This is a genomic window from Bacillus sp. NEAU-242-2 (assembly GCF_027853835.1).
Taxonomy (GTDB): domain Bacteria; phylum Bacillota; class Bacilli; order Bacillales; family Bacillaceae; genus Bacillus; species Bacillus velezensis.
The window spans coordinates 325,526-345,486 of the sequence record NZ_JAPNNY010000002.1 but is presented as its reverse complement, the minus strand read 5'-3'; the positions used below and the strand labels follow the sequence as shown (position 1 = coordinate 345,486).

The following is a 19,961-nucleotide window of genomic DNA, read 5'->3' as shown; positions in this document are numbered from 1 at the left end:
AGCTGACTTGTGAAAGGGGATAGCATCACATGCAGGCCGAATCTTTTTTTTCTGACCATGTAAAGAAAGCTCTGACAAACGATCCTCCCGGGGAATGGATGCCGGCAGTTCCGAAAGCGTGCATCCCTCTGCACTCCGGCTATCCCGATCCCGCACTCGTTCCTGATAAGGAGCTGAAAGAAGCCGCCTCCCGCCTTCTGGATGAGGAGCGCGATCTGCCGCTGCATTATATGGGAAGCCCGAGGACGGCCGTTTTAAAAAAGCAGATTCAAGAACGGTTAGCCATCCGCGGCATTCACTGCCGGGACGATGAGCTGATCGTGACATCAGGCGCCTGTCAGGCGATAGATCTGGCTGCGCGGGTTTTCCTCGATGAACAAACCGCCGCTGCCGTTGAAGCTCCGGTCTATATGGAAGCGCTCGAGATTTTAAAAAATTATACACCGCATATCATGAGCATTCCGACAGATCAAGAGGGCCTGCAAACAGAAACATTGGCCTTCATGCTTGAGGAAAGAAAACGAAAAGGGCTTGTGCTTCCCCGTCTTCTCTACACGATACCCGCTTTTCAGAATCCTGCGGGAACCGTAATGTCAGCGAAGCGGAGAACCCGCCTGCTTCAGCTTGCCGAAACGTATGATTTTCTCATCTTGGAAGATGATGCATACGGCGAGCTCGGATTCACCGATATTCCGCCGCCCTTGAAAGCCATGGATCAAAACGGCCGGGTGCTGTACGCCGGTTCATTATCAAAAGTCATCGCCCCGGGTATGAGGATCGGCTGGATTGCAGGGGACGCCGCATTCATCACGGCATTGTCATGGTTAAAAAAAGACTTAGGCCACCCGTTTTCCCAAGCGGTGACCGCCGTCTATCTGGAACAAACGAATATTGAAGAACGGCTCGCCGCCTTGCGGGAAGCATATCGAAGCAAACGTGATGTTTTGCTCGCCGCATCAGCGCGATATCTTCCGGAATCCGCATCCTGGCACGTGCCTGAAGGCGGTTATTTTGTATGGGTGAAAGCGCCGGGGGCTGATATGTCCGCAATGCTGGCGAGGGCTCTGTCTCACGGCGTTTCCTATGTACCCGGAAAATATTTTTTTCCGCATCAGGAAGACGGTGCCGAATATCTCCGCCTGTCGTTCAGTTTTGCCGGTAAAGCCGCGATAAAAGAGGGTGTGCAAAAACTGGGACGCCTGCTGAAAAACGGGATGTAGAGCAGCATGGGAAGCTTTCAGGCTTCTCTTTTTTTGCACCCTTCAGCGCATCGGGCGAAAGGATTTTTCAGAAAAACCTTCCAATCCATATTCAGAATAGTGTAGGATATTCATAGAGCTTTCCAAAAACAGGTCATCAGATGACCAGATCACATACTGAGGATGAAAGAGGGGTTCATCATGAAAGTCTCATTATTTGTCACGTGCCTTGTGGATATGTTTCAGACCAATGTCGGAAAGGCGACGGTTGAGGTGCTGGAACGGCTCGGGTGCGAGGTGGATTTTCCCGAGGGGCAGATTTGCTGCGGGCAGCCCGCATACAACAGCGGGTATGTGACGGATGCGAAAAAAGCGATGAAGCGGATGATTGCCGCGTTTGAAGAAGCGGAGTACGTCGTCAGCCCGTCAGGTTCCTGTACGACGATGTTCCGTGAATATCCGCATCTGTTTCAGGACGATCCGAAGTGGGCCGCAAAAGCGCAGCAGCTTGCGGACAAAACATATGAGTTAACGGATTTTATCGTCAACGTTCTCGGGGTGGAGGATGTCGGGGCGGTGCTGCATAAAAAAGCGACAGTCCATACATCATGCCACATGACGAGGCTGCTCGGCGTGTCGGCGGAGCCGATGAAGCTTTTGCGCCATGTCAAGGGGCTCGAGCTGACCGCGCTTCCCGGAAAGCACCAATGCTGCGGATTCGGAGGAACATTTTCTGTGAAAATGGCGCAAATCTCTGAACAAATGGTGGATGAGAAGGTCGCCTGCGTGGAAGACACGGAGGCCGAGGTGCTGATCGGGGCGGATTGCGGATGTCTGATGAATATCGGCGGGCGTCTTGACCGTAAGGATAAAAACGTCAGAGTCATGCACATCGCCGAAGTGCTGAACAGCAGATAAGACGAGAAACAACAAGGGGGTAAAATCATGGCGATGAAAATCGGTACCGCCGCTTTTAAAGAGCGGGTATCAGAAGGAATAGATAATGAGTTTATGAGAGGAGCCGTCTCCGGAGCGCAGGAACGGCTCAGGACAAGAAGGCTTCAGGCGGCCGAGGAATTGGGAAACTGGGAGGATTGGCGTTCCCATGCGGAAGAAATCAGACAGCATGTGCTGGACAATCTTGATTTCTATTTGGAACAGCTCGCCGAAAATGTCGCCAACAGAGGCGGACATGTCTTTTTCGCCGAAACGGCGGAAGAAGCGTCCTCCTATATCCGCGATGTCATCCGGCAGAAAAACGCCAAAAAAATCGTAAAATCCAAATCCATGGTGACAGAAGAAATCAATATGAACGAAGTGCTTGAGGAAGAGGGCTGTGAAGTCACAGAAACGGATCTCGGCGAATACATTCTCCAGATTGACGATCATGATCCGCCGTCACATATCGTTGCTCCCGCTCTTCACAAAAACAAAGAGCAGATCCGTGACGTGTTTAAAGAGAGACTCGAATACAAACAGACGGAAAAACCGGAAGAGCTCGTCATGCACGCGCGCAGCGTCCTCCGGAAAAAATTTCTCGAAGCGGATGTCGGCATCACGGGCTGCAACTTTGCAATCGCGGATACCGGATCGGTCAGTCTCGTAACAAACGAAGGAAACGGCCGCCTTGTGTCCGCGCTACCGAAGACGCAGATCACCGTGATGGGAATGGAGCGGATCGTTCCGTCATTTTCTGAGTTTGAAGTGCTTGTCAGCATGCTGACGAGAAGCGCGGTCGGCCAGCGGCTTACAAGTTACATTACGGCGCTGACGGGCCCCCGGCAGCAAGGAGAAGCTGACGGGCCTGAGGAATTCCACCTCGTGGTTGTGGATAACGGGCGTTCCCGCATACTCGGCACGGAATTCCAATCGGTGCTGCAATGTATCCGCTGCGCCGCCTGCATCAACGTCTGTCCCGTGTACCGGCATGTCGGCGGACACTCGTACGGGTCCATCTATTCGGGTCCGATCGGCGCCGTCTTATCGCCTCTTCTCGGCGGATATGACGAATACAAGGAGCTCCCGTACGCATCTTCCTTATGCGCGGCCTGTACGGAAGCGTGTCCGGTTAAAATTCCGCTGCACGAGCTGCTGCTCAAGCATCGGCAGAACATTGTGGAAAAAGAGGGCAAAGCGCCGATCAGCGAAAAACTGGCGATGAAAGCCTTCGGGCTCGGCTCGTCATCCCCGTCCCTTTATAAAATGGGATCGAAATGGGCGCCTGCCGCCATGACGCCGTTTACGGAGGATGACAAAATATCAAAAGGGCCGGGGCCGTTAAAAGAATGGACGGCAATACGGGACTTCCCTGCGCCGCATAAATCGAGATTCAGAGATTGGTTTAAAGACCGGGAAAAACAAAAGGGGGAAGAATGATGATGAAAGGGACGGTTACACATCAGGAATCCTTTCTAAACCGGATCGCCGGAAGTCTGGGCAGAGAGCGCAGGAAATCAGGCGTGTCCCTGCCTGAATGGAAGTATCAGCCTCAATATCAAACGCATGCGGACTGTACGGAAGACGATCTTGTCACGATGCTGAAAGACCACTGCGTCAACATTCATACCGAACTGATCGAAACGGATGCCGCCGGGCTTTACGACGCTTTGCGCGCGCAGGTGAACCGCTTTGAAGGAGGGCCTGTCATCATTCCGAAGGACAGCCGGTTTGAAATGTACGGCTTGCAGACCCTTATGACAGAAGAGTGGCCGGACGAAGGGATTTCCGTTTGGGAATGGGACGCGGAACAAGGAGCGAAAAATATTGAAAAAGCGGAACAAGCGAATGTGGGCATCACATTCAGCGAGATCACGCTTGCGGAATCAGCCACCGTCGTTTTGTATGCGTCAGAGCATGCCGGCCGTTCCGTCAGCCTGCTTCCGACCACCTATATCGCAATCATCCCGAAATCTTCCATTGTGCCGAGGATGACACAGGCCAGCGATATACTGAAACAGCAGATCAGAGACGGCGTCACCATTCCTTCCTGCATCAACTATATTACCGGACCGAGCAACTCGGCCGATATCGAAATGGATTTGGTTGTCGGCGTCCACGGACCCGTTAAAGCCGCTTATATCCTCGTGAATGACCGATAAAAAAACAAACCCCGGTTTACGGCCGGGGTTTGTTTTTATATAAACGCGTTAATGATCATGATAAAACAGATCGCACTGACAGAAATAATCGTTTCCATCGCCGTCCATGTCAGGAACGTTTCTTTTACCGTCATTCCGAAATACTCTTTAATGAGCCAGAAACCGGAGTCATTGACATGTGACAGAATCAAAGAGCCCGCTCCCGTTGCCAAAACGAGAAGCTCGCTGCTGACGCCCGGCATGACAGATGCAATCGGAGCAACAATGCCGGCCGCCGTCATCATGGCGACAGTCGCTGAACCCGTGGCAACACGGATGACCGCCGCGATCGTCCAGCTTAAAAGAACGGGAGAGAAGCTTGAGTGTTTCGCCATGTCAGCGATATACGTGCCGACGCCTGAATCAATCAGGACGTTGTTAAAAGCGCCGCCGGCTCCGATCACAAGCAGAATGGAAGCGATCGGTCCGAGACAGTCATTGCTGAATTTTAAAATGCTTTCTCTGTCAAATCCCTGATAAAAACCAAGGCTGAAAAAGGAGTAAACCGTGGCGATCAAAAGCGCCGTGACAGGGTCGCCGATAAATTTAAAAGTTTCATAGAGCGTGCTTTTTTCCGGAAGCGCAATTTCGGCAAGCGTTGCCATAAGCATCAGGATCACCGGTACCAATATCGTAAACAATGTATTTGCGAATCCCGGAAGCTTGCGTTTTTCATTCCGTTCAATAAATTGTTTTTTCAACAGTTCGGGAACGGGTTTATGAATGCGCTTACCAATCCATTTTCCGTAAAGCGGCCCCGCGATGATGGCAGTCGGGATGCCGACGATTAAAGAAAACAAAATCGTTTTTCCGACATTGGCGTGATAAATGCCGACAGCCGCCATCGCCGCCGGGTGGGGCGGAACCAATCCGTGCACGACGGAAAGTCCCGCAAGGAGCGGAATCCCGATCGTCACTAATGAAACCCCGGTTTCAATCGCAATCGTAAACAAAAGCGGCACGAGCAGGACGAAGCCGACCTGGAAAAAGACCGGGATGCCGACGATAAAAGCGACGGCCATCATCGCCCAATGCACTTTCTTTTTGCCGAAGCGGCCGATCAGGGTGTGGGCGATCCGCTCCGCACCGCCTGATTCAGCCATCATTTTGCCGAGCATCGTACCGAGGGCCAGCACGATCGCAAGCAGCGACAGCGTATTGCCGAGCCCGGTTTTCATCGAAGTGATAATGTCCGGCAGATTCATGCCCGTTGCGAAACCGACAAGGATGGATGTAATCAAAAGACTGATAAACGGATTTAATTTAGCGACCGTAATCAATAAGAGTAAAACGATAATAGCGGCAATGACAATAAACAGTAACATGACCTTTTCACCCTTTCAAAGAAGAATTACCGGCTTTGTTTGAGCTGAAATTCACTGATGACGTCAAATTCATCTTTGAGCTTGTCATACAGCCGCTCGTATAAGTAAAACAGCTCAATATATGTTTCGCTGTTTTTGACGTTCGGTTCATGGCGGTGCGAAATTCTGATCCAGTCCTGAACATCCTCGATCCGTTCCATTTCGCCAAGGCTGTGCAAAGCGAGAACGGCCGCTCCGAGCGCCGAGGCTTCGTAACTTTCCGGAACGAGGACTTCCCGTCCCATCGTATCGGACAAAATCTGCCTCCACAGCGGCGATCTCGCAAATCCTCCCGAAGCCCGCACGTCTTTTGCGGGGCCCGCCAAATCTCTCAGTGCGACACCGATTGAAAAGACGCTCATGATGACGCCTTCCAGCACCGCTCTGATAAAATGCTCCCGTTTATGGCGGAGGCTGATGCCGAAAAACGTTCCGCGGGCATTCGGGTTCCAAAACGGCGCGCGCTCCCCTGATAAAAACGGCAGAAACAGCAATCCCTCAGAGCCTGCGGGCACTTTATCAGCAATATCAATCATTAAATCGTACGGATCAATGCCGAGCCGCTTCGCCGTTTCAACTTCCGGAGAAGCGAATTCGTCTCGAAGCCAGCGCAGCATAATGCCTCCGTTATTCGTCGGGCCTCCGATGACCCAATGCTTGTCAGTCAGCGCGTAACAGAATGTCCGCGCTTTTTCATCCGTAATCGGCGCATCCGTCACCGAACGCACGGCTCCGCTTGTTCCGATCGTAACGGCCACTTCGCCTTTGCCGATCGCGCCGACTCCCAGGTTGGCGAGCACGCCGTCATTTGCGCCGATAATAAACGGTGTATCCGCATGAATGCCCATCCGTGCAGCGATTTCCGGCGCAAGGCCGCGCAGCTGATGAGTGGTCGGCACGATGTCCGACAGCTGATCTTCCCGGATTCCGGCAATCCGGAGCGCTTCTTCATCCCAGGAAAGCGTATCTAATCGGAACAGCCCCGTTGCCGAAGCGATCGAATAATCGACGACATAAGTTCCGAAAAACTCGTGCAGAATATATTCTTTAATACTGATGAATTTGGCGGTTTTCGCGAATGTCTCCTGATCCTGTTCTTTCATCCACACAATTTTGGAAAGCGGAGACATCGGGTGAATCGGCGTACCCGTTCTTTTATAAATATCAAAACCGTTCATCTCTTTTAAAATCCGTTTTGATTGCTCGGCGCTGCGGTTGTCCGCCCAAATGATGCTTTTGGTCAGCAGGCCGCCGTTTTGATCGACAGCTATCAATGAGTGCATGGCGGTGCTGATGCCGATTGCAAGCAGATTGTCAGGACTCAGTCCGGCCTTTGTGACGGCGCCCCTGATGCTTCCGATCACCGCTTCCAAAATGTGCTCAGGATCCTGCTCGGCCCATGCCGGCTTTGGCTGTATTAAATCATAGTGAACCGAATGCTTGGCTAACACTTTGCCTCTTGGTCCGAACAGAACGGCTTTCGTACTGGTCGTGCCGATATCCAGACCGATAACAGCTTGGGTTTCCTTCATAATATATCCCGCCTAATCTGATTGAATAATAAGATAGATTTATAATGTATGCCCTTACAAAGTCAATTATAGGAATAATTTTTTTATAAATCAACGATGAAGAAGAAAATTTTTTTCATAAAATTGCCTCAATTCCCGCTGTATCGGCATTCTCTCTTTTGAAAAATAAATATTACAAACGTTTGTGCGCGATCATTTTTCTGATTTGCTGCAAGTTGGCGAGCGTTTTCTCCTGCCGCAACCGGGCCGTGGCGAAATACAGTGTATCAATGACCGACAGCTGGGCAAGCCTTGCGGACATCGCCTCCGTTCTGAAAGCCGTCTCCCTTGTTGATGTATACAGCACAACGTCGGAAATCTGGGTGAGCGGCGACTTTTGGTAGCTTGTAATGCCGATCGTGCCGGCGCCGAGCGATTTGGCCGTTTTCACCGCGTCGAGCACGTCCTTGTTGCTCCCCGAATGAGAAATGCCGATGACTGCGCTTTCGGGACCGAGAAGACCCGCTGACATCGCCTGAAAGTGAGAATCCGTGTGCGCGATGCAATTTATACCCGTACGCATAAATTTATGATACGCGTCAGTGGCGATCAGCCCGGAACCGCCGTTTCCGTAAAATTCGATTCTGTCTGCGCGGTGGATCATTTCTGCCGCTTTTTCAACGTCGGCCGGATCTAATAATTGAAAGGTATCAGTCAGACCGGAAATGTTTGTGCGGAAAACTTTCCGGATGATGACTTCGATATCGTCGTCGGGGCTCATTTCTTCATGAATGTGCTGCACCGGCTCCTGAACGATCTCTTGAGCAAGCGCGATTTTTAAATCCTGATAGCCGGAAAAACCGAGCCGCTTGCACAGCCTGAAAATCGTCGCTTCAGAGCTTTTCGTTTTTTCGGCCAGCTGAATGATGGAAAGGTGAACCACGTCTTTCGGTTCCTTCACGATATGGTCTGCAATCGCTCTCAATTTTGGCGACAACCCTTTGCTGGCCGCCTGAATCTTTCCGATGCTGCTTGAATTCACAGGGGTCATACTATAACCTCCCTACTCGAATGTAAACGCATACTTTTATGATAAAGCAAGTTCTGTCATAAGGGAATCAGGTTTTGCTTTCTTTACCGCAAATGAAAGAAAAGAGAAAAGTATATCGGGGAAACCGCCTCAATGACACTTCAGACATCCGATTTTACAAAAAGTGATCGTTCTCTGAAAAGCGCCGGTGCCCAAGTCGCCGGCGCTTGAAGTTCCAGATGAATTTCTTCAAATTAGTGTTCGGCCATTAGCAGTCAGTTCATTATTAACTGGATTGATCGAAAGAGAAGGATTATTAAGCAGGAGAACACTTGAGAAGCACAGTCTGATCAGCTTCTCAGAAAAACTTCAAATTAATATAATAATCTAATTGCTCTGAAACGCGTACCATACATTATACTTTCAATGATTTTTAAACTCTGAGGAGGAAATTCACATGAAAGTAATTGCAATTGACTTAGATGGCACGCTGTTATCAGAGAACTTAACTATCCAAGAACAAGATGTAAGAGCTTTAAAGCTCGGACAAAAACAAGGTCATCTTGTAACAATCGCTACAGGGAGAGCTTTATTTGATGCAAAACACATCATCAATAAATATGATTTGGATTTTCCGATCATTGCTTCAAACGGCGCTCAAATTGATGTGGGAAATCAGTTAATATTCGAACATTTTATGGATTCAGATGTAATCCAACCTATCATCACATGGTTAAATAAAGAGGAAATCTATTATCAGCTTTACTTATCTGACAAAATTGCCGTATCAAATCAAGGAATTCAGCTGCTTGAAAAAGAACTTTACAATACAGTAATGGAAGAACCTCATTTTAATCAAGAAGTATTTTGGAATTCTATTAAAGCTCAGATACATCAATACGGGTTAGAGGAAATACCGGGTACAATTGACCCTATCGATTATCGGTATGTCATAAAATGTATGATCGTTTCGCCAAACCAAAGAAAATTAAAAAAAGCAAAAGAATATTTTGGACAACTGAAGGAGTGTGCCGTAACGAGTTCAGGAGCATTCAATCTTGAAATCACAAGTTCAGGAGTAGATAAAGGAGCGTCATTAAATAAACTTTGTGAACATTATGGAACGGATGCGCGGAATGCAATCGCAATAGGTGATAATCTAAATGATCTGCCTATGTTTCGTGCAGCAGGAATAGGGATAGCCATGGGAAATGCAGATAAGAAGCTTATTCAATTGGCTGCTTTTAAAACGTTAACGAATGATGAGTGTGGTGTATCTTATGCTTTTGATCACTACATTCTGACGAAAGAAGAAGACCCTAAACCGCGGAGTATACAGCCATGATCCATTTTGTGAAAAGATGTTTAATCTATATTGTCGGATTGTTTATTTTATCCGTAGGGGTTGTATGTATGATTAAATCTAATACCGGGATTGCCCCCTGGGATGCTCTGAACGTGGCTTTATCAGAACTCATTGGCCTTACAATCGGGTCATGGGTTTTCATCGTCGGAGGAATTCTTATCTTTATAAACAGCCTCATAAAAATGCGGTTTCCTAATTTAGCCGGTTTTATTCCGATTGTTATTATTGGAAGTTTTGTTGACCTTTTAAACTTAAAGGTTCTTTCGTTCTTAAAAACAGATGCTGTAATTCTTCAATGGAGTTTATTTTTGATAGGGTTGTGTATATTGGCTATGGGAATCGCTATTTATTTAAGAGCATCTTTTCCTTCGATACCGAATGATGAATTAATGTTGGCTATTACTGAACGTACAGGTTGGGGTATTCATATTACAAAGACGATAGGGGAAGCTTTAGCTTTTGTGCTTGCAATCATTCTTCAGGGGCCGATTGGGATAGGAACCATCATTGTGCTGCTGTGTCTGGGGATATTAGTAGGTTTATTTGACAAACTATTACACAAGATGGGGAAGCCCCGTTCTATCTATAGTGTGGGACAGGAAGGCGCACATATTCATGCAGGCCATGATAAAACAATGAATTAAATGCTTTTTTCCCTTGTGTTGTTCAGTGTGAAATCCTGATAACGCTGTCTAAAAAGGAGTAGCAGTAATGACAAACATTACAGAGATAGCAAAGAAAGCGAACGTTTCTCGGACAACAGTTTCTAGAGTTCTCAATAATCATCCTTATGTAAAACCTGAGAAGCGGGACGCTGTGTTAAAAGCTATGAAGGAATTAAATTATGTACCGAATTTCAACGCGATTAACCTATCCAGGGGGAAGACAAATGTTTTCGGAGTCATTGTTCCTAAAATCAACCATCCGTTTTTCAGTAAACTGATTGCCGGAATAGGCGAAGAGTGTAATAAACATAATTACAGTTTACTTGTGCACCAATCAAATAACGATCCTGAACAAGAAATGGAGTTTTTTAACAGATTGAAATACAAACTTATTGACGGTCTTATTTTGGGATCCTGTGTAAGCCCCCATCACGTACTCGACGAGATATCTGGGTTTGGTAATATTGTTTCCTGTGAAGCTTCTGCGAGCAAACAGGTTGCACATATATTTATTAATCATGAGTCAGGAATCAAAATGGCAATTGATCATCTGCGAAATCAAGGACATCAATCCATTGGTCTGTGTATAGGAAATCCTAAGAGCGGTGTTGGCATAAGCAGAAAAAAATCATTTTTTCACTTTCAAAATGAATACGGGTTGAAATGGAGTGATAATTGGTACTTTGAGGAACAGTACACTATTGAGAATGGTATAGAAATAGCAAAATTATTACTTAATAAGTCACCTCGTCCTGCGGCAATGGTTGTAGGAAGTGATTATGTTGCGGCGGGGATCATTTATGAAGCGAAAAGACAGGGAATACGAATACCCGAAGAACTGGCGGTTATAGGATTTGATAATCAGCCGATATCTAAGGTAATAGAACTTTCAACGATACATCAACCTATTAAAGAGTTGGGACAAACAGCAGCAAATTTATTATATAACTTAATGAATAACAAAGATGTCCCCAATATAAATAAGTTGGACCTAAAACTTATTAAAAGAAAGTCAACTTAAAAAGACCACTTTATGGTGGTCTTTTTTGCTTAGCGCAGAATCAGCTCTGGGGCAGGCGCTTTGAAATGAGCTCTTTTTTTCGTTTCATCTATAAAACTGAAGGGCTTCATGGATAGGTTTTCAAGTTCATTTAGGAAATGACAAGCTTTTAATGGTACAAATGATGTCATATTCCATACAACTTTCTCACTAAAACCTATAGCACGAATATTATGCATAAGCCGATCAATTGTGTAAGACCCTGCTGCTACATACCCTTTTCCTTGATACCACAGATTATTCCCTTCAATTTTTTCCAATGACTGGCCGCACATGGAATCTGTGTCAATGCGATCTGTCATTGCTATAATACCCTTAGAGCCAACAAGTTCTACAACCCGCCGTGCAACTTCTAAGTCTACATGTTCACTATCAAAATTCATACAAATGGTTAATAAACCTTCTTTCGCGGCTCTCATCAAAGTACCGGGAACTTCTCCGACAAGTGTGTTGATATTATCTATGTTCCATTTATCTAACCGAGCATCTTTTAACCCCTCTAATCTATGTACTCTTTCTTGGGGTGTTCTCCAGGTGTGTTTAAAATTGTTTGGCATATCATTAAACAAATGATCTGTTAAAACGGCATCTGATCCAGTGTATTTGCTGCGTTTTTGCGCTGTATCTATAACTTTCATTATAAGTTCAGAGGTTTCCTCCGGGTATGCTTTTTGGAAGTGACCCAGCGCCGGTTTTACTCCAGCCTCCACAAGTGTATCTACAATCCATTCTAAACTGGGATGTTTTTCGGTGATATATTTCTTTAGATAGGAGTTTTCAGTCATAGCATCTGGAGACAGTACAGTATAAATAAGACCGTATTCTCCACATGAAGCGATCTTTTCCCATTCTTCTTTTAAGGGTGCCCAATTCCCTTTTTCCGGTGTGCCTGCAAAGCTGGCCAATAATGGTCCTTCTAGTGAAATACCTAAAATATTACGGTAACGTCCCTTTCTCTTTTGTGTATGGAACTCTTTCATAAAGGCTGCAAATTGATCTAATTGATTATGAGGAAGAAAGATAGACGGTACACAGAAAATCCCTTCTATTTCAGCTAGTGTATTGATCTTTTCAATATCTAATTGGTCTAAATTGCTAAAATCATAGTCACCGATTCCATGACAATGAAATTCTACTGGAAGAGATGGAACTAAATAAGAACCTGATTTCTTAAAAATCCCTTCTCCTCCAATGTCGAAGTTCAGCCATTCATTATTACTATAGGTTATATCAGCGATTTTCATTACTCCATTTGTTTCAAGGTATGCCGGGCTGTTAAATGATGTGCTGGACTGCATAGGAAACGCCTCCTGGAAATGTTTATTTAGTATTCAGTGAAGACACATCATCATCTTAAAGTATGAAACCCGTACCATATCAACCCTTTATTATCATTCTTTGTAAAAAAATAGGTATTTTATTCAACTTTCTGCACCTGATTTTCTCGTTATTGTTATTTATATCCTGAAAATCTCCTTTAAAAACTCAAAAACACTAGCTGTAACGCCACTAATACATCTATACTGTTTCGTGTTACGCCAACTAGTGTTCTCCACGAGTTTAATTTGTGGAATTGGTTTCATGTCAATAGCTTTAATAAATGGAATATGACTTCCGGGTATAGAACTTTGTGGAGTCATTGGAGTTGAACTATTAGAAATGAAATGTGTACAGTTACTAAGCTGAGATACCGGAATAAGAGTAACCTTTCATATTTCTGCCAACTTTTTGCCGCTCAGTCCATATATGCCGATTACGCCATATTAGGAGCCGTCTCAATCCTCATATGAAGATAAACATGTTCAGTCAAAATGTCTTATATAGGTGATAAGAAAACCAGCGGAAAAAATTAGTATTGACTTTGAAAATAGAAGGCTGTATATTATGTTACTATATTCAGAAAATAAAAACTCAAGAGATTCATTTAACATAAAACACTGTGAACGGGAGCAGTAAAAGAATCCAGTCAGAAAAAGAGAGCCGCGGGTTGGTGAAACGCGGACTGATTGTTCTTTGAACTCGCCCGGAAGTGGCAGGGCGGAACGGAATTGTCGGAATATTCCCTATGTCCTAACGGCTGACCTTCGTTAAAAGGTTTTTAAGCTGGATTCCGGATATTCGGGATCAACAAGAGTGGTACCGCGGCTGCCTGAGGCACGCCGTCTCTTTTCCTAAAGAGGCGGCGTGCTTTTTTATGTGATGAACACTTTTTGCGAGAGGGCGTGTGATAAATGGAAAAGGACAAGCAAACGTTAAAACGGACGATGTCGTCCAGACACATTATGATGATGGCGCTTGGAGGCGCAATCGGGGCCGGGCTCTTTAAAGGCAGCAGCACGGCGATTGATGAAGCGGGGCCGTCCGTGTTACTGGCCTACCTCCTCGGCGGTATCATTCTGCTGTTTATTATGCAGGGGCTGGCCGAAATGGCCGTCAGAAACAAACATGCAAGGACGTTCCGTGATTTGGTTCAGCAGTCTCTCGGTTCGTACGCTGCATACTTTTTAGACTGGATCTATTGGAAAATGTGGGTGCTCAATATTGCCGCGGAGGCGGTCGTAGCCGCCATTTTCATTCAATATTGGCTGCCGGAATGTCCGATATGGATACTGGCTTTGATCATTTCCATCGTGGTGACGGTCGTAAACATGCTTTCTGTGAAACTGTTTGCCGAGACGGAGTACTGGCTCGCGCTCATTAAAATTACGGTGATTGTCATCTTTATATTATGCGGAATTCTGCTATTATTTTTCTCATTCGGCAATCACACGGCGCCGGGGCTGTCTCATTTAACGGATCACGGAGGGTTTTTCCCGCATGGAGCGGGGGGCGTCATTACGGCGATGCTCGTCGTGATCTACTCATACGGCGGAACGGAAATCATCGGCGTCACGCTGGCGGAGACAAAAAACCCCGAAAAGGTGATTCCGAAAGCTGTCCGAAGCACGTTAACGCGGATTGTCGCTTTTTACTTGCTGCCGTTTTTCATCATCGTCAGCCTGATTCCTTGGAATCAAGTCAACAGCGTTCCCGAAAGCCCGTTTGTCATAGTATTTAAGATGATCGGAATTCCGGGTGCCGACCATATTATGAATGCCGTCATTCTTCTTGCGATTATCTCGTCTATGAACTCGGGACTGTACGGATCATCCCGCGTCTTATTTACGCAGGCTTCTGACGGCCGGGTGCCGAAAATCTTTTCAAAACTATCGAAGAAAAAGGTTCCCGTCTATGCGATTCTGACTTGTACGTCATTTTTATATGTAGGCGTCCTGATTTCATTATTTGCGGGAAGCCAGACGTTTAATTATTTGATGGGTTCCCTCGGCTATACCGTGCTGTTCATCTGGCTGATTATTGGATTCGCCCATTTAAAATCAAGAAAACATTCAACAGAACAGCCGGCTTATTACGTCAAATGGTTCCCGTACACGACATGGTTCGCGGTGCTTGCGCTTTTGGCCATCCTGATCGGCGTAATTGCGACGACATCCATCGTCATCACATGCATCACTGCGGCCATCTACCTGCTTATTACGGCTGCGTATCTCGTGAAAGGGAGACGTCAATAAATAAAAAAACTCTTGCCCAGCGGCAAGAGTTTTTTTAATGAACGGCCTTTTTTTCTGCGGCCAGAGCAGGTGTTTTCAGTTTCTTCGGTGTTATATTCACAAAACAAATGCTTGTGACGATCAGAAGCAGTCCGGCTAAAAGGCTGACGGTCAGCGGCTCATGCAGAAATATCGAGCTGACGACAATGGATATGAGCGGGATCAGGAAGGTGTAAGAGGCAACCTTGCTTGCTTCCCCTGAACCGACAAGCGTAAAAAAGGCGAGCCAGCCGAGCGCGATGACAAATACCGAAATGAACAGAAGACTGAGAATGAACGGAGCTTTCCATTGAATCGCTGAAAAGCTTTCTGATAAATGGCCGGAGCTGACAAGCAGCACGCCGCCGATCAGAAGCTGAAGAGCGACCATCCAGATAGAGTCCGCGCGTCCGCCCGTTCTTTTCACATATACCGTGCCGAGCGCCCAGCTGACCGCGGAGCCTAAGGCCAAAAGAATGCCGGCGATGGAAATATGGCCTCCGAAACCGGCTGCGCTGATGACGGCGACACCGGCAAAGCCCAGAATAAGACCGGCTATTTTTAAAGGATACATCGCTTCCCCGAGCCACAGCCAAGAAAAAACGCCCATTAACACCGGCTGGAAAAACACGATAGCTGAAAATAAGCCGGCAGGCAGGTAATTCAAGCCGACCGTTTGCAGGCCGTAAAATAAAGTAATATTTAAAATGGCAGAAATCAGATAGATCGGCCACGTTTCTTTAAAACGCAGCTTTTTAAAACGGGGCAGCGCCACCATTAATAATAGAAGTCCGCCGATCAGCGTGCGGATTCCGGCAAACAGAAGAGGCGGCGAATAGGCAAGCGCGGCCTTTGTCAGCGGCCAGTTAATTCCCCATACCGTGACTAGAAACGCCAGCATAAGAGCCGTCTGTATTTTCGAAAGCTGTTTCACGTCGTTCACTCCTTGTAGAACAATTCCATCATATGATACGGTAATCAGTAAGATAAATAAAATGAATCTTTTTTATGAGGAGCATAAGTAAAACGTTATGACGATTACACAACTGCGGGTTTTTGTTCAAATCGCTGAAACGGGAAGTTTTACAAAAGCGGGGCAGGCGCTGAATATGACGCAGCCCGCCGTCAGCCATGCCATCTCGGCGCTTGAGTCAGAGCTCGGCATCAAGCTGATCATCCGCGAGCGCCGCAACGGCGTAAGGCTCACGGACACGGGCGGAAAAATTCTCGTTCATATCAGAGAGGTGCTCAAAGGCATAGAAAAAGCCGAGCAGCTGGCGGCCGCGGAAAGAGGGCTTGAACAGGGAACGATTCACATCGGCACATTTCCGGCCGCTTCCGCTTATTTCATTCCAAAACTGATCAGCGTGTTTAAAAAACGGTATCCGAAGCTTGAGTTGGTACTTCATGAAGGAACGGTTAACGAAGTAAAGGAATGGCTCCGCTCCCGGGTAATAGATGTGGGTATCACTCTTTTTCCTACGGAAGACATGGAATATCTGCCGCTGAAAAAAGATAAAATGGCCGTCGTGCTTAGAAATGATCATCCGCTTTGCAGCTGTGAGTCAATCACTCTGAAAGATCTTGACCGCCAGCCGATGATCATCTGTGACGGAGGATACGAATCATCGTTTATTGATATGTTTAAGGAGGCAGGATCTGTGCTGACTGCCGCATTCACTGTTTACAACGTCAATACGTCCATCAGCATGATCAAAGAGGGACTGGGAATTGCGATATTATCACAAATGTCTATGTCCGGAATATCGCTGCCGGAAAATGTCGTGACAAGGGAACTCAATCAGGCGGTGTACCGTGATGTTCTGCTTGCCGTTCCGTCTGTAAAAGAGGCTTCATTAGCTGCAAAACTTTTTATTCAAATCGCGCAGGAGCTCACAAAGAATGAATAAAAAGACCCTAAAAATCTTAGGGTCCTGAATCTTATCGGTTAATTTTAAAAGAGTTTGTCGTATTGACAAGTTTTGAACCGCTGAACGTAGCTTTGACACGATAATAACCTGTCTTGCATCCTTTTAAAGAGAATGACTTAGTCACCCTTACTGAGAAAGAAAAGGTTGTTTTTTTGCAAGTCGTCCATTTCTTTCCTGACTTTCGCTGTAAGTATAGGTTTCCTTTAAAAGTTCGATCTGACGGATACGCTGTACTGAGAGTAAAATCGACACTTTTCGCTTTTTTCGTGTAGTAGGAGGCATCGGTAAATCCGCTTACATTTAAATGCTGCTGAGTGCCGGAATAAAAGTCTGCGGCATATGCCTTATCGGTGTTTCCGGTAAAGAAGATTGCTGCCAGTAAAGCTGTGGTGAGTGCCATTAAGATTTTTTTACGCATATAGACTATGACTTCCTTCCTATTCAATATCATACATATCTTAACATTATTGGATATGTTTTTTCAACGAGAGATTTTCACTTTTATAGGATGAAAAGCTCTTCATATCTGAATGTAATAGATTCATTCATACAGAGTTCACTAGTGACGACCGCTGACTGATTGTTCGAAGATCATCGAATCAAATTGTTTAACTCACGGGAAAAGCTGTGGTAAGGTGTGTGGTAGAGACCTTGTTTAAGATCTGCTTACACTAAACCATAAAGGAGAAAACGATGGCTGAACATACATTGAAAGATACTGCGTTTTCCGTATTGAATTTATCGCCGGTCGTACAGGGGGGAACGGTTGCTGAATCGTTCCGCAACAGCATGGATTTAGCGCGCCGCGCCGAGGAGTGGGGCTATAACCGCTATTGGCTTGCGGAGCATCATAATATAGAAGGAGTCGCCAGCTCGGCAACGGCGGTGCTGATCGGCCACATCGCCGGCGGCACGAAAAAAATCCGCGTCGGTTCAGGGGGCATTATGCTGCCGAATCATTCGTCACTTATAATCGCGGAGCAATTCGGAACCCTTGAAACGTTATATCCGGGGAGGATTGACCTGGGGCTCGGACGCGCGCCGGGAACCGACCAATTAACGGCGAGAGCCTTAAGAAGAAACATAAACAGCGGGGAAGATTTTCCGGAGCAGCTTGAAGAATTGAGAAATTACTTCAAACCGACAGGCAATGTGCGCAATCAAGTCCGCGCCATTCCGGGCGAAGGGCTGGACGTGCCGATTTGGCTTTTGGGCTCGAGCGGCTTCAGCGCGCGTCTTGCGGGAGAGCTCGGCCTTCCGTTCGCCTTTGCGGCTCACTTCTCACCGAAAAACACCGTGCCCGCCCTTGAGCTGTACCGAAGCTCCTTCCGTCCGTCAGACGTACTGGATCAACCGTACGCGATGGTCGGCGTCACCGTCATTGCCGCCGATACGGATGAAAAGGCGGAGCATCTGGCGACATCGCATTATCAAAGATTTTTAGACCTCGTCCGCGGCACGCCGAACCAGCTGAAGCCTCCTGTTGAAGACATGGATCAAATCTGGTCGCCGTATGAAAAAGCGATGGTCAATGAACAGCTCAGTTCAACGATCGTCGGAGGACCGGAGCGTGTGAAGGAAAAGCTGGAAAGCTTCATCCGGACAACCCAGGCGGATGAAATCATGGTGAATTCAGAAAGCTTTGAGCATGCCGACAGAATGAGATCATTTGAAATCATTGCCGAATTAAAAAGATGAAAAACAGGCAGCACATATTATATAGTGTGCTGCCTGTTTTTATGTAATAATATGAAATTTCATACTATTATGATATTATTTATTAGAAAAATTTTCTTGAAATATAGGGAGGGAATAAAAATTTGGATGTTTCTTTGAAAGATGTTTTTGGTATATCGCGGAATGTTTTAAAAAGTTATGTTGATAGACAACAAATTGATGAGGATTACCAAGATAAAATTGAACTTACGGATCATCACATCGTAATATATGGCGAAACAAAAGTCGGAAAAACATTATTAAGAAAAAAATATGTAACCAAAGCTGAAAACACTATAGTGATAGACTGTACGAAGGGAGTTGATTTAGCTGATATTTACACACAGATTTTATACAAATCTGGTGTGGAGATATCTGATAACTTCTCCAAAAGTATTGAAAAGTGCTCAAAAATTGATAGTCAAGTAGAGGCAAATCTATTTCAATTTTTAAAAGCGAAAGTGACCGGAGATTCATCTGAAAAAGAGTTATTAAGTGAATCAGGGAAAATGGATCTTCCCAAAACCGTAAGTGTCAGAGTGGCTGAATCACTGAAGGAAAAAGGTATTCAGTTTATCGTACTGGATGACTTTCATTATTTAAATTTAGTCGATCAATATCTGTTGGCTTTTGACCTGAAAATGTTTTATCAAAGCGGCTTAAGATTCATTATAATCGGGACAAAAATTATAAATGGCTATTTTGAAAAATTCAATGGAGAATTATCTCAAAGGATTGATTATATTGATGCTACTAAATGGTCTACTAGAGATTTAATGAATATAAAGAGTAGAGGCTGTAAAGAGCTGAACATAGACATTAGTGAAAATGTAACAAATTATTTTATAGAGGCATCCAGCCAAATAGTTGCTGTATATCAACAACTTCTTTTTGACTTTTGTCGTGAAAGTGGAATAAGAAAGAGAAGTCGGAATTACATTGTTCTTGACAGTCTTGAATTAGCTAAGGAATGTAATGCTCTGTATTATAAAAGAGTAAGCGAGGAATATTTGACAAAAATACAAGACATTGCAGATGGAGAAAGAAAAGCGAAGCTGAAGTTATACTATTATATAATGAAAATTGTGTTAACATCTGATCCAGATATAGCGAGGAGAGGATTTTCTTTTCAGTACTTATATGAGAATATTCACCGAATCCATGAGAAAAAGTCAATAAATCATGGTGCGCTGACCTCTGTACTTAATCACTTCGATGAATTGCAATCCAAAAAGGATATCTTTCCAAAGGTCTTTACATACTATGATAAAAGACTATATATTTCAGATTCGTTATTTTATTATATTTTAAAGCATTTTAATAAAGAAAATATAGATGATGTTCTTCCGCCTCATGATTTTCAGCTTAGTTTTCAATTTAATGACTGATGGG

17 protein-coding genes and 1 other annotated feature are annotated in these 19,961 nt (G+C 45.5%); of the genes, 11 read left to right on the top strand and 6 right to left on the bottom strand.

Annotation, left to right across the window (positions count from 1 at the left end):
- Window positions 1-29: 29 nt before the first annotated feature.
- From OWN49_RS06690 to OWN49_RS06675, 4 genes are all read left to right on the top strand, one after another.
- Window positions 30-1,220, top strand: a complete 1,191-nt coding sequence (locus OWN49_RS06690) for an aminotransferase-like domain-containing protein (RefSeq protein ID WP_077722874.1) — start codon at window positions 30-32, stop codon at window positions 1,218-1,220.
- A gap of 180 nt (window positions 1,221-1,400) precedes the next feature.
- The gene (locus OWN49_RS06685) at window positions 1,401-2,117 is read left to right on the top strand and encodes a (Fe-S)-binding protein (RefSeq protein ID WP_077722873.1); all 717 of its coding nucleotides are present in this window, start codon (window positions 1,401-1,403) and stop codon (window positions 2,115-2,117) included.
- A gap of 27 nt (window positions 2,118-2,144) precedes the next feature.
- Window positions 2,145-3,575: a LutB/LldF family L-lactate oxidation iron-sulfur protein gene (locus OWN49_RS06680; protein WP_007407375.1), complete on the top strand. Its 1,431-nt coding sequence runs from the start codon at window positions 2,145-2,147 to the stop codon at window positions 3,573-3,575.
- On the top strand, window positions 3,575-4,297 hold the full coding sequence (locus tag OWN49_RS06675; RefSeq protein WP_077722871.1) for a LutC/YkgG family protein: 723 nt from the start codon (window positions 3,575-3,577) through the stop codon (window positions 4,295-4,297). The genes OWN49_RS06680 and OWN49_RS06675 overlap by 1 nt, the downstream gene beginning before the upstream one ends.
- Window positions 4,298-4,332: 35 nt before the next feature.
- Here OWN49_RS06675 and OWN49_RS06670 read toward each other — a convergent pair whose 3' ends face one another.
- The 3 genes from OWN49_RS06670 to OWN49_RS06660 all read right to left on the bottom strand — a co-directional run bounded on the left by OWN49_RS06670 (window position 4,333) and on the right by OWN49_RS06660 (window position 8,262).
- On the bottom strand, window positions 4,333-5,661 hold the full coding sequence (locus tag OWN49_RS06670) for a GntP family permease (protein ID WP_015418256.1): 1,329 nt from the start codon (window positions 5,659-5,661) through the stop codon (window positions 4,333-4,335).
- Between the two features lie 26 nt (window positions 5,662-5,687).
- Window positions 5,688-7,232, bottom strand: a complete 1,545-nt coding sequence (gntK, locus tag OWN49_RS06665; protein ID WP_071392310.1) for a gluconokinase — start codon at window positions 7,230-7,232, stop codon at window positions 5,688-5,690.
- Window positions 7,233-7,404: 172 nt separating this feature from the next.
- Window positions 7,405-8,262: a MurR/RpiR family transcriptional regulator gene (locus OWN49_RS06660; protein ID WP_032858358.1), complete on the bottom strand. Its 858-nt coding sequence runs from the start codon at window positions 8,260-8,262 to the stop codon at window positions 7,405-7,407.
- A 436-nt stretch (window positions 8,263-8,698) separates the two neighbouring features.
- On the opposite strand from OWN49_RS06660, the gene OWN49_RS06655 reads away from it, so the two are divergent.
- The 3 genes from OWN49_RS06655 to OWN49_RS06645 all read left to right on the top strand — a co-directional run bounded on the left by OWN49_RS06655 (window position 8,699) and on the right by OWN49_RS06645 (window position 11,293).
- Window positions 8,699-9,586, top strand: a complete 888-nt coding sequence (locus OWN49_RS06655; protein WP_176283540.1) for a Cof-type HAD-IIB family hydrolase — start codon at window positions 8,699-8,701, stop codon at window positions 9,584-9,586.
- Entirely contained in the window at window positions 9,583-10,251 is a 669-nt protein-coding gene (locus OWN49_RS06650; RefSeq protein WP_071392307.1) for a YczE/YyaS/YitT family protein, read from the top strand. Before OWN49_RS06655 ends, OWN49_RS06650 begins: the two co-directional genes overlap by 4 nt.
- A gap of 67 nt (window positions 10,252-10,318) precedes the next feature.
- A complete protein-coding gene (locus OWN49_RS06645; protein ID WP_071392306.1) occupies window positions 10,319-11,293 on the top strand; it encodes a LacI family DNA-binding transcriptional regulator in 975 nt (324 codons plus the stop codon).
- Window positions 11,294-11,322: 29 nt separating this feature from the next.
- Here OWN49_RS06645 and OWN49_RS06640 read toward each other — a convergent pair whose 3' ends face one another.
- Entirely contained in the window at window positions 11,323-12,630 is a 1,308-nt protein-coding gene (locus tag OWN49_RS06640) for an N-acetylglucosamine-6-phosphate deacetylase (protein WP_071392305.1), read from the bottom strand.
- Between the two features lie 632 nt (window positions 12,631-13,262).
- Window positions 13,263-13,502: a binding site (T-box leader), on the top strand.
- Between the two features lie 61 nt (window positions 13,503-13,563).
- Here OWN49_RS06640 and OWN49_RS06635 point away from each other — a divergent pair.
- Complete coding sequence (locus OWN49_RS06635; RefSeq protein WP_022553812.1) at window positions 13,564-14,904, top strand: amino acid permease; 1,341 nt, start codon at window positions 13,564-13,566, stop codon at window positions 14,902-14,904.
- Between the two features lie 34 nt (window positions 14,905-14,938).
- On the opposite strand, the gene OWN49_RS06630 is transcribed toward OWN49_RS06635, so the two are convergent.
- The gene (locus OWN49_RS06630) at window positions 14,939-15,856 is read right to left on the bottom strand and encodes a DMT family transporter (protein WP_077722868.1); all 918 of its coding nucleotides are present in this window, start codon (window positions 15,854-15,856) and stop codon (window positions 14,939-14,941) included.
- Window positions 15,857-15,953: 97 nt separating this feature from the next.
- Between OWN49_RS06630 and OWN49_RS06625 the strand changes: the two genes are divergently transcribed.
- The gene (locus OWN49_RS06625) at window positions 15,954-16,832 is read left to right on the top strand and encodes a LysR family transcriptional regulator (RefSeq protein WP_176283539.1); all 879 of its coding nucleotides are present in this window, start codon (window positions 15,954-15,956) and stop codon (window positions 16,830-16,832) included.
- Window positions 16,833-16,863: 31 nt separating this feature from the next.
- Here OWN49_RS06625 and OWN49_RS06620 read toward each other — a convergent pair whose 3' ends face one another.
- Window positions 16,864-17,271, bottom strand: coding sequence for a hypothetical protein (locus tag OWN49_RS06620; RefSeq protein WP_003151600.1), 408 nt, complete (start codon window positions 17,269-17,271; stop codon window positions 16,864-16,866).
- Between the two features lie 275 nt (window positions 17,272-17,546).
- On the opposite strand from OWN49_RS06620, the gene OWN49_RS06615 reads away from it, so the two are divergent.
- Together OWN49_RS06615 and OWN49_RS06610 are read left to right on the top strand one after the other, a co-directional pair.
- On the top strand, window positions 17,547-18,551 hold the full coding sequence (locus tag OWN49_RS06615; RefSeq protein WP_071392303.1) for an LLM class flavin-dependent oxidoreductase: 1,005 nt from the start codon (window positions 17,547-17,549) through the stop codon (window positions 18,549-18,551).
- 122 nt (window positions 18,552-18,673) lie between these two features.
- Window positions 18,674-19,957 (top strand): ATP-binding protein, encoded by a 1,284-nt coding sequence (locus OWN49_RS06610; RefSeq protein WP_077722866.1) that lies wholly within the window; start codon window positions 18,674-18,676, stop codon window positions 19,955-19,957.
- Window positions 19,958-19,961 lie beyond the last annotated feature (4 nt).